This is a genomic window from Streptomyces bugieae, assembly GCF_036352915.1.
GTDB lineage: Bacteria > Actinomycetota > Actinomycetes > Streptomycetales > Streptomycetaceae > Streptomyces > Streptomyces endophytica.
Genome location: NZ_JAZBJP010000072.1, coordinates 1 through 9,536, shown reverse-complemented (window position 1 = coordinate 9,536; position 9,536 = coordinate 1). Strand labels below are relative to the sequence as shown.

Sequence of the window (9,536 nt, the reverse complement as noted above, 5' to 3'; positions counted from 1 at the left end):
CGCCTGTTGTGTGGACGTAAAGCGTCAGCAGTCCACACAACAGGCGCCGGAGGGCCGAACCCGGCACCACCCACCAAGCGGGCGCCCCCGGCCCTAAACCCCACCCCGCCGAAGGCGAAGAAACAGAAGAGGTACGACGGGGTCACCCGACAACGTGGGAAACAGCTCCCAGCAGGGCCTGCGCTCGCGGGTCCGCCGTGACGTTCCGCTGCATCCCGTTCGTCACGTAGCCGAAGGCGACCCCGCTCTCGGGGTCCGCGCAGGCGAGTGCCCCGCCGCGGCCGGGGTGGCCGAAGGAGCCGGGCGAGAGCAGCGGCGAGGCCGGGCCGTGGAGCATGAAGCCGAGGCCGAAGCGGGTGGAGACCAGGAGCGTGCGGTCGGGGCCCGCGGACTCCTCGGTGCGGGCGAGGGTGAGGGTCGCGGGGGCGAAGAGCCGCGTGTGCCCGTCGACCGCGCCGATCAGCGCGGCGTAGCAGCGGGCCAGCGCACGGGCCGTGGCGACGCCCGCCGAGGCGGGAAGTTCGGCGGCGCGGAAGGCCGGGTCGTTCTCGTCGGGGCCCGGCGAGATCGCCGCGAAGGCACGGCTCGTGAGGGAGTTCGGGTCCTCGTACGCCGCGGCGACGGTCCGCTTGGGGCGGACCCGCAGGCCGTGGGCGGCGGGCGGCGGCGGGGGCGTGACGGGGGCCAGCCGGCCGACCCGGGACTGTTCGGCATCCGGCAGGCCGATCCACAGGTCCAGGCCGAGCGGCCCGGATATCTCCTCGGCGACCCAGGTGCCGAGGGTGCGTCCGGTGACCCGCAGCACCAGTTCGCCGAGCAGCCAGCTGTAGGTCTGGGCGTGGTAGCCGTGGTCCGTGCCCGGCTCCCAGGCGGGTGCCTGGGCGGCGACCGCGGCCGGGCCGCTGGTGCCGTCGAGGGCCTGGGCGGGGGTGAGCGGGGTGTCGAGGACGGGCAGCCCGGCGCGGTGGGAGAGGAGGTGGCGGACGAGGACGCGTTCCTTGCCGGCGGCCTTGAATTCCGGCCAGTACGTGCCGACGGGAGCGTCCAGGTCGAGCTGTCCGCGCTGGTGCAGCAGCAGCGGAACGACGGCGGCGATGCCCTTGGTCGCGGACCGGATCACCTGGGCGGTGCCGGCCTCCCAGGGTGCGGCCGTGCCGTCCGGCGCGCCGTCACCGTCCTTCGTACCGCCCCACAGGTCGACGACCTTCCGCCCGTGCCGGTAGACGGCGACCGCCGCCCCCCGCTCTCCGCGTCGCGCGAAGTTGGCCATGAAGGCGTCCCGGACCGGCTCGAAGCCGTCCTCGACCGTGCCCTGGACGTCCACCACTGATTCCCGCTTCCCATTCATCCGTCGCTTTCGTGACCCATCAATGGTGCAACGCCCGGATCGGTGCTGATGACCAGGGCCTCGGGCCGTGGCGTTCGTCACACGGGAGCGGGGACCGGGCGCGTCACCCCGGGACGGTGACCGAGCGCGGGTCGAAGCCGAACGGCAGCTCCAGGCGGTGGGTGCGCATCAGCTCCTCGTCACACAGCAGTTCCTGGGTGGTGCCGTCGGCGACCAGCACGCCACCGGAGAGCACGACGGAGCGCGGGCACAGCTCCAGCGCGTACGGCAGGTCGTGGGTGACCATCAGCACGGTGACGTCCAACGACCGCAGGATGTCGGCGAGTTCGCGGCGGGAGGCCGGGTCGAGGTTGGAGGACGGCTCGTCGAGGACGAGGATCTCCGGGCGCATGGCCAGGACGGTGGCGACGGCCACCCGGCGGCGCTGGCCGAAGGAGAGGTGGTGCGGCGGGCGGTCGGCGAAGTCGGCCATGCCGACGCGGTCGAGTGCCTCGGTGACCCGGGCGTCGAGTTCGGCGCCGCGCAGGCCCGCGGCGGCCGGGCCGAAGGCGACGTCCTCGCGGACGGTGGGCATGAACAGCTGGTCGTCGGGGTCCTGGAAGACGATGCCGACCCGGCGGCGGATCTCCGCGAGGTGCTGCTTGGCGACCGGCAGCCCGGCCACCGCGACGCTGCCGGCGCCGGCTTCGAGGATGCCGTTGAGGTGCAGGACGAGGGTGGTCTTGCCGGCGCCGTTGGGGCCGAGCAGGGCGACGCGTTCGCCGCGGGCGACGGTCAGGTCGACGCCGAACAGCGCCTGGTGGCCGTCGGGGTAGGCGTAGGCGAGGCCGGAGACGGCGAGCGAGGGGGCGGTGGTGGCGGTGCTCAAAGGGTCCATCCCAGGAGGCAGACGGCGAGCGCGGCCAGGGGCAGGGCGGCCGCGCGGGTCCATTGTGTGCGGGTGGCGGTGGTGGCGTCGATGACGGGCATGGTGCCGGTGTAGCCGCGGCTGACCATGGCGAGGTGCACCCGTTCACCGCGCTCGTAGGAGCGGATGAACAGCGCGCCGGCGGACTTGGCGAGCACGCCCCAGTGGCGCACGCCGCGGGCCTCGAAGCCGCGGGAGAGCCGGGCGATCCGCATCCGCCGCATCTCGTCGGTGATCACGTCGCCGTAGCGGATCATGAAGGAGGCGATCTGGACGAGCAGCGGCGGCATCCTGAGCCGCTGCAGGCCGAGGAGGAGTTCGCGCAGTTCGGTGGTGGCCGCGAGCAGTACGGACGCGGCGACGCCGAGCGTTCCCTTGGCGAGGATGTTCCAGGCGCCCCAGAGGCCGGACTCGCTCAGGCTCAGCCCGAGGGCGTGGATGCGCGGCCCCTCGGCCACGAACGGCATCAGCACGGCGAAGGCGACGAACGGCACCTCGATCAGCAGCCGCTTGAGCAGGAAGCCGGCCGGGACCCGGGCCGCGACGGCGGCGGCCGCGATCAGCAGGGCGTAGAGCCCGAAGGCCCAGACCGCCCCGCGCGGGGTGGAGACGACGATCAGGACGAAGCAGAACACCGCGGCGATCTTGCAGTGCGCGGGCAGCGCGTGCACCGGCGAGTGCCCGTGCCGGTAGAGCTTGTGTGCGTGGCCGGCTCCCATGTCAGGCGTTCCCGGTGCCCTCGGCGGCCGGCCCGGCGTTCCGGGCCGGCACGGCGTTCCTGCGGCGGCGTACGACCACGAAGACGCCGGTGCCGACGGCCAGGGTGGCGCCGACCCCGATGACCCCGGCGAGCCCGCCGGCCAGCCGCGGGTCGGCGATGTCCTTGACGCTGTAGTCGGCGAGCGGCGAGTCCTTGGTGGCGTGGTCCCTGGTCTTGGCGTCGATGCCCTGGTCGTGGGCGACCTTCTCCAGGCCGTCGGGGCTGGCGGAGGCGTAGTAGCTGAGGCCGCCCGCGCACACCAGCGCGGCGGCGACCCCGGCCAGCCAGACCGGGCGGACGGAACGGCGCGGGGCGGCGGGGGCGGCGGCAGCGGCCGGGACGGGCGTGCCCGCGCCCTCCGGGGCCAGCGGCGAGGTCCGCAGCTCCAGCGGCCTGGCGAGCCCGCGCGCCCCGTACACCAGGTCGGGCCGCACGGCGATCACCGCACCCACCGTCAGCGCGGTGATCACCGCCTCGCCGATCCCGATCAGCACATGCACGCCGACCATCGCGGCGAAGACCTTGCCGATCGGCACCTCGGCGGTACCGCCCAGCGCGTAGATCCCGGTGAAGGCGATCGCGGCGGCCGGTACGGAAACCAGCGCCGCGACGAACGACGCCGCGGTGACCGAACTGCGCCGCCGCGGCAGCACCTTCACCAGCAGCCGGAACACCGCGTAGGCGACCACGGTCGTCACGATCGCCATGTCGGTGATGTTGACGCCCAGCGCGGTCAGCCCGCCGTCCGCGAAGAGCACGCCCTGCATGAGCAGCACGACCGAGACGCACAGCACCCCGGTGTACGGCCCGACGAGTATCGCCGCGAGCGCCCCGCCCAGCAGATGCCCGCTGGTACCGGCCGCCACGGGGAAGTTCAGCATCTGCACGGCGAAGATGAACGCCGCCACCAGCCCGGCCAGCGGCGCGGTCCGCTCCGCCCCCGCCCCGACGCCCTGCCCCGCACCCGCACCCGCCAGCTCGCGGCGGGCCCCGCGCAGGCTGACCGCGACCGCCGCCGCAGCGACCGCACCGGTCGCCACCGACACCGGCGCATTGATGAATCCATCGGGTACGTGCATCTCAGGGTCTCCGCTTCAGGGTCTGCAACCAGCCAATGGTGAGGCTTACTGCAACAAAGTCGCAAGAGCGCCTTGAATGCGGGAGGGGCGTGCGCGCCCGGAGGGAGGCGCCATCGTGGCCGCAGCCGCCGCAGCGAAGGCGTCGAGCTGGTACCCAGCGGGAAATGAGTCGACGGAGTGCAAGGCTCATCAGAGCAGTGAGCACACGTGACGAGAGGGTAGGTATGTCGCAGGTTGAGGGCGCGCGCCTGTTCCGACAGGCATGGATCGCCGGTGTGCGAGAGCACTTTCCCGGCGAGCCGAAGCCCGGCTACGTGACGCCTTGGGAGGACACCCCGGACTGGGAGCGCCAGGCTGCGGGCGCCGTCTACGAGCAAGTACACCAGCTACTGGATGTGAGCGCCGGCCACGCGTCGCGACTGACCTCCGAGCAGAAGAGCCGGTTCGTCGCGACCTGCTGGAACGCTCAGATGTTCAAGCATTTCGAGAATCCGAAGCCCGGTTACGTGGCGGACTGGAGCGATCTGCCGGAGTGGCAGCAGAAGACCGATACGGACATCTTTGAAGCGATCGAAAAATCGTTGAAGTGATCAGCAGCGAAAGCCCGCCGCTCCGACGGTGATGGAGTGGCGGGCCTCAGTAGTTGTCAGGCATTGCCGAAGCGGTCCGCCTGCACGGCCGCCACGAACGAGGACCAGGCGGCAGTCTCGATGCTGAGCACGGGGCCATGCGGGGCCTTGCTGTCACGGACGGGGACCACACCACGCGAGGTGGCGAGGTTGGTGGCGACCTCAACGCAGGCGCCGCCGTTGTTGCTGTAGGAGGACTTGAACCAGCGGGGGGATTCGGGTGTCACGGGGTGCCCTTTCGTACCTCGTTGATCATGTCCACGGATGCCGCTTGGGAGAGCGCTTCTGCCTGCAGTTGATGGTATGCCGTCAACATGGGAAGCACCGACGTACTTTCTCGCTCAAGATGGCCCCGTTGCGCGGACTCGGCGTAGGACATGAGCTGGCGGTCTGGAAGCGTGAGTATGTACAGCGGGAGGTCGAACGGGCGACGCTCCCCCATGTCGAATGGGGCGACCTGAAGCGTAGTGTTCGGCAACTCGGCGAACTCGGCCAGCCGCGCCAACTGGGCTTCCATGACTGCAGGGCCGCCAATGGGTCGACGGAAACAGCTTTCGTCCAACACCGCAAGAATCAGCGGTGGGCGTGACCGAACCAGTGCGGCTTGACGTTCTGCTACGAGCGAGACCCGTTCGTCTGCCTGCTCAGGCGTGATCGCCCCACGCTTCACAGCGCTTTGGGCGAGTACCGACGCGTACTCCGGGGTCTGGAGCAGACCAGGAATCACGCCCACTTCGTACAGCCGGATCTCCGCTGCCCTGCCCTCATACCCGACGTACTCCGGGAAGCCCTCCGGCAGACTGCCGTTACGGATCTCCCCCCACGCGCGTTCGAAGGACTCCGTAGTCCCGGTGAGTCCGAGGGCAGTGTCTACGCTCCGTGAAAATCGGCGAGTTGGCGGTTTGCGCCCGGTTTCGACCGCTGAAATATGCCGCCCCGAGTAGCCCACCCGCTCAGCCAACTCGTCCTGCTTCCAGCCGCGTGCCTCACGTGCACTGCGCAGTCGTGCTCCGTACGCCGCTTGAGGCGAAGCGTCCGGGTTCAGCTCCTTCACGTTAACCAAAGTGCCCTCCGCCTCTAGAACGTTGAAGACAACCCGACTGTAGGCCACGCTGACTCCTCCCGGTAGCGGAATCACTACGGAGAGGAGCGCACGACCATGACTGCCCCCACCCTCAGAACGCCGCAGCAGGCCGTCTTGGAGCTGAGTCGGCGCCTGGACGATGCGCTGCGCCTGGCCGGGCTTGATCCCGCCCCGTCCCTCGCGGCTCTTGACGAGATTGCCGGCGTCAAGAGCCACCGGATCCGTCCCGCCGCACTGGCGACCGCTCAGGGGATCGAGCTGACCGAGGTGCTGGGCGGCCGAGTGTTCTGGGCTGACACGTACGAGGTCGCGAGGGCGCTGGATGCCGCACTCCGCGCGGCAGGCGTCCTCGCGCCTCCGTCGCATGTCGTGTGGGGTACGGCGGGCAATCGGATCATCCCGCCATGGCTGTCGTTCGGTCAGACCGAGCAACTGGTGAAGAAGATCATGCAGGGGGCGCGGCAGTGAGCGGCTTCCAGGAGAACCCCGTGGAACTCCCGTGTCCGTACGAGGACCTCACCCCTGACCCCGTCCCCGGCTGCCCCAAGTGCGCCGAACTGGACGCCACTCGGTACAAGGCACGCAAGCGCCGAGAGTTCGCCGTGGCCGTCGTCGCAAGCCAGCAGATCCGGCACCACGAGCAGGGCCACCATGCCTGAGCAGCAGCCACCCCGTCCCGCCGCCAGTGAGCGGGAGGAGCGGGTCAGCGGGCCACCGGTCCAGCACGCTTACGTGTCCCCCGGCGTGACATTCATCCCCGTTGAAGAACCCGTTCCGCCCTGTCCGTATCCCTGTACCCCCTGCGTGGAGAAGGGGCGCCAGTGAGGGCAGCCGTCCGGACTGCGCGGTAGCCCGCATCACCAGATACGCCCTGCTCGGCCGCGAGACCTCCGTGCAGCGGCCTGGAGCTGGGGAGCCCACACCGCCGGCAGTGATCGCGCGTGTGTGTGGAAGGGGCCGCCTGTGCTCACCCCCCCCCCCCCGAGTGCGGGCGGCCCATACAGACACCCGGCCCATCAAGCCGATGCCGACTCCCCGCCCGCCATGTCGGAACAAGCCGTAGTCGACCTCTGCCACACTCGAAGCGTCGGCAGGAGGCCCGATGGCTGAGTGGGCCAACTCCCGGTATCGCCTCCCGTGCAAGCGTGGCGCGACGCTCGTCCGCGTGACAACTCGTCCGCTGAACGCACCGTGACCCTGCTCCGGCCATGCGCCGGAGCAGGGTCACGTTCGTGGTTACGGGCAGGGGCTACTTACCCCCTCCACCCTGCGGGGACGGCTCGCGCGGAGCCTCCGGGGGCATGGGGCCGCCGTCATGCTTGCCGCCGTCCGCCTCCATGTCCGCCGGGTGTAGGAAGGGAACGCCTCGCCACCCTTCGGCGTCCGGCGTGCGTGTCTCGTACGTCTCAACAGCAACGGCCATCTACCAACCTCCTCTTTCGCGAGGGGCCATGCCGCCGTACCGTCGAGGCATGGCCCATAGGCCGCAGAGGGATTCCTCTGCGGTAGGTCACCCGTCCCGGCTGCTCGACTGTCCAGGTTCCGCCGCCGGGGCGGGAGTCTTCAGGTTCCGACTATCGCCGGGCAGATGTGGCAGACCCACATGCCGGCCTGCTCTTCAGACATGGCGTACCCGTGAGGGCAGAGCATTCACTGACGCCCCTTGGATCGGCAGTCCGGACACAGAAACGGACACGGTGGCACCTTCGCTCCCTGCGGGAGAAACACCACCTTCGAGCACCCATCCAGCCTGCCGCCCAGCGGCGCCCACCAGCCCTCTGCGCGGTCTGACTTCGGCGTATCCAGCAGCCAGGGATCCAAGGACAGTTCAATGGGCGTTTGCCTGTATCGAATCGGGCTGGTCATGACCCCTCCGCCGTTCACCTCGCGCGTCGCCTCGATGACGACAACGCTAGGAGTCGGCGCGGTTCAACTCACAGTCAATTGCACGCGATTGCAAGGCAATCACCTCAGCGAGGCCATGGCTGACGCGATCAACCCACGAGCCTTGTCGCCGTAGAGCGCGAGATCGGCCAGCATGGCGAACGTGTCGGCGTACGCGCCTACCTCACTGGGCTGCACGAGCGTGAGATAACCCGACACAAGCTCTACGTTGACCTGCGACTTGTCGAAGATCCAGAACCCTTCTACCGGCATGCGTGTGCGGCCGGTCCTGGCCGGGATTACTCCAAGACTCACGTTGGGCAACGTGCCGACCGTCAGCAGGTGCTCAAGTTGTTCCACCTGCATGTCGGCATTGCCCAGGGCGTTGTGCAACACCGACTCCTCAATCAGGAATGCGAATTTCTTCTGCCCTTCGTACAGGACGCGCTGACGGTCCATGCGGGCGGCGACTGCATCGGCTACGTCATCGATGGCTACCCGCCTTCGCTGGACTGCGCGCAGCACATCTTCCGTGTAGCCGTAGGTCTGGAGTAGTCCAGGCATGAGCCACGACGAATAGCACCGAAACCAACGGGTGCGTTTGAAGAGTGGCAGCCGCCCTTCCTGTGCGTGCTTGAGACCTGTTTGCTCCATCCGGCGCCAGTCGATCCACATGCCCTCAACAGCCCGCAGAGAGGCTATGAGGTCCTGCGCCTGTTCCTCCGCGCCGCACGCCTGGCACCACGCCAGGATGTCGTCAGCGGATGGTGAGGTTTTGGCGGTGGCAATGCGAGACACCTTGGACGGGTGCCAGCCGCACGCCGCAGCGAGCTGTTTACCTTCCAAGCCGGCGTCCCGGCAGATCTCACGGAGACGGTCTGCAAGCACCTGCCGGGCTGCCTGGACGCTGGACGATGACGAGACTGCCATGGGTCAGACGGGCTTGTACTCCTCGTGCGGGATGGCTCGCTCCCACACCGCTTCAAAAGCCAAACTCACGAACTCGATGACAGCTGGTTCAGTGCGCCACTCGCGGTCGACTACGTCGCCTGCGCCTGAGAAGTACGTGAACAGCACTGACCTTTTGTCGAACATCCACAGGTCGGTTCCTGGGAGCGGAATGTCAGCGGCCTTGCGGCGGGGAAGCCATCGGACCAGCTCGCCTGCCGCAACGTTGGCGAACGACATGTCGTGTTCGTATCGGATGTAGTCGGTTACCGGCTCCGAGACGATGCGGGCTCGCCTGATGACGACTCCGCGCGCTGTCGTCTCAGTCGCCAGGTCATCCCAAGATCCCCAGTAGCCCGGCAGCTTCGTCGGGTCGTTGTCGTACCGGTGCCCCGCTCGCCAACGTGCGAACTCGGGATCATCTGGGGTGTAGATGTCGCGCATCTCCAAGTGCACTGCGGAGTGCTGCGCCTTGGCGAGCCCTTCACGTACGGGGTACTTCACCGTCTCCGTCCTCCGGTCGAGGGATGTACTTCAACATCACGGCCGGCAGCCGGATGATCGTCTCGTGATCCGGCACGTCTGTGGAGTGGCCGGGAATCGAACCGATCTCCTGGCACGCTGCGACCTCGTCATCTGTGGCCTTGTAGGACTGGATCAGCAGATCTCCGCTGTCTTGATCCAGCCAGATGGTTGGAGAGTCGTCAACGGGTGTGTTCGGGATGATCCCTAAGAAACGTAGCTGCATGCCTTCCTCCCCTGGCGATGCAATTGCGCTCGATTGCACGACCATCGCCCTGTGGGCACAGGGCGTCAAGGGGGCCTGGCTTCCCGGTCCGCGGTTTCATCCTCCCTTACGCCAGCGACGAGCCAGCCCGGTGGTGGGCGGGGGTGGTG

General features: G+C 68.8%; 12 protein-coding genes. 3 read left to right on the top strand and 9 right to left on the bottom strand.

What is annotated here, in order from left to right:
* Positions 1-142: 142 nt before the first annotated feature.
* From V2J85_RS40160 to V2J85_RS40145, 4 genes are all read right to left on the bottom strand, one after another.
* Positions 143-1,348 (bottom strand): serine hydrolase domain-containing protein, encoded by a 1,206-nt coding sequence (locus V2J85_RS40160; protein WP_330824337.1) that lies wholly within the window; start codon positions 1,346-1,348, stop codon positions 143-145.
* Positions 1,349-1,451: 103 nt separating this feature from the next.
* Positions 1,452-2,225, bottom strand: a complete 774-nt coding sequence (locus V2J85_RS40155) for an energy-coupling factor ABC transporter ATP-binding protein (RefSeq protein ID WP_261950975.1) — start codon at positions 2,223-2,225, stop codon at positions 1,452-1,454.
* Positions 2,213-2,974, bottom strand: coding sequence for a cobalt ECF transporter T component CbiQ (gene cbiQ / locus V2J85_RS40150; RefSeq protein ID WP_330824336.1), 762 nt, complete (start codon positions 2,972-2,974; stop codon positions 2,213-2,215). Before cbiQ ends, V2J85_RS40155 begins: the two co-directional genes overlap by 13 nt.
* Before the next feature lies 1 nt (position 2,975).
* On the bottom strand, positions 2,976-4,094 hold the full coding sequence (locus tag V2J85_RS40145; protein WP_330824335.1) for an energy-coupling factor ABC transporter permease: 1,119 nt from the start codon (positions 4,092-4,094) through the stop codon (positions 2,976-2,978).
* A gap of 224 nt (positions 4,095-4,318) precedes the next feature.
* Here V2J85_RS40145 and V2J85_RS40140 point away from each other — a divergent pair, with 224 nt between their 5' ends.
* The gene (locus tag V2J85_RS40140; RefSeq protein WP_330824334.1) at positions 4,319-4,684 is read left to right on the top strand and encodes a hypothetical protein; all 366 of its coding nucleotides are present in this window, start codon (positions 4,319-4,321) and stop codon (positions 4,682-4,684) included.
* Between the two features lie 56 nt (positions 4,685-4,740).
* On the opposite strand, the gene V2J85_RS40135 is transcribed toward V2J85_RS40140, so the two are convergent.
* Entirely contained in the window at positions 4,741-4,950 is a 210-nt protein-coding gene (locus V2J85_RS40135; RefSeq protein ID WP_261950971.1) for a DUF397 domain-containing protein, read from the bottom strand.
* A complete protein-coding gene (locus tag V2J85_RS40130) occupies positions 4,947-5,834 on the bottom strand; it encodes a helix-turn-helix domain-containing protein (protein WP_330824333.1) in 888 nt (295 codons plus the stop codon). The genes V2J85_RS40135 and V2J85_RS40130 overlap by 4 nt, the downstream gene beginning before the upstream one ends.
* A 48-nt stretch (positions 5,835-5,882) precedes the next feature.
* On the opposite strand from V2J85_RS40130, the gene V2J85_RS40125 reads away from it, so the two are divergent.
* Both V2J85_RS40125 and V2J85_RS40120 read left to right on the top strand, forming a co-directional pair.
* Positions 5,883-6,275, top strand: coding sequence for a hypothetical protein (locus V2J85_RS40125; RefSeq protein WP_261950969.1), 393 nt, complete (start codon positions 5,883-5,885; stop codon positions 6,273-6,275).
* A gap of 20 nt (positions 6,276-6,295) precedes the next feature.
* On the top strand, positions 6,296-6,466 hold the full coding sequence (locus tag V2J85_RS40120; protein WP_261950968.1) for a hypothetical protein: 171 nt from the start codon (positions 6,296-6,298) through the stop codon (positions 6,464-6,466).
* Positions 6,467-7,772: 1,306 nt separating this feature from the next.
* Here V2J85_RS40120 and V2J85_RS40115 read toward each other — a convergent pair.
* Genes V2J85_RS40115 through V2J85_RS40105 form a run of 3 tightly spaced genes read right to left on the bottom strand, consistent with a single transcriptional unit; the run spans position 7,773 to position 9,387 of the window.
* Positions 7,773-8,621 carry a helix-turn-helix domain-containing protein gene (locus V2J85_RS40115; RefSeq protein ID WP_261950966.1) on the bottom strand — a complete coding sequence of 283 codons (849 nt, stop codon included), beginning with the start codon at positions 8,619-8,621 and terminating at the stop codon, positions 7,773-7,775.
* A gap of 3 nt (positions 8,622-8,624) precedes the next feature.
* Complete coding sequence (locus V2J85_RS40110) at positions 8,625-9,143, bottom strand: DUF6879 family protein (protein ID WP_261950965.1); 519 nt, start codon at positions 9,141-9,143, stop codon at positions 8,625-8,627.
* Positions 9,124-9,387 (bottom strand): hypothetical protein, encoded by a 264-nt coding sequence (locus tag V2J85_RS40105; RefSeq protein WP_261950964.1) that lies wholly within the window; start codon positions 9,385-9,387, stop codon positions 9,124-9,126. The genes V2J85_RS40110 and V2J85_RS40105 overlap by 20 nt, the downstream gene beginning before the upstream one ends.
* Positions 9,388-9,536 lie beyond the last annotated feature (149 nt).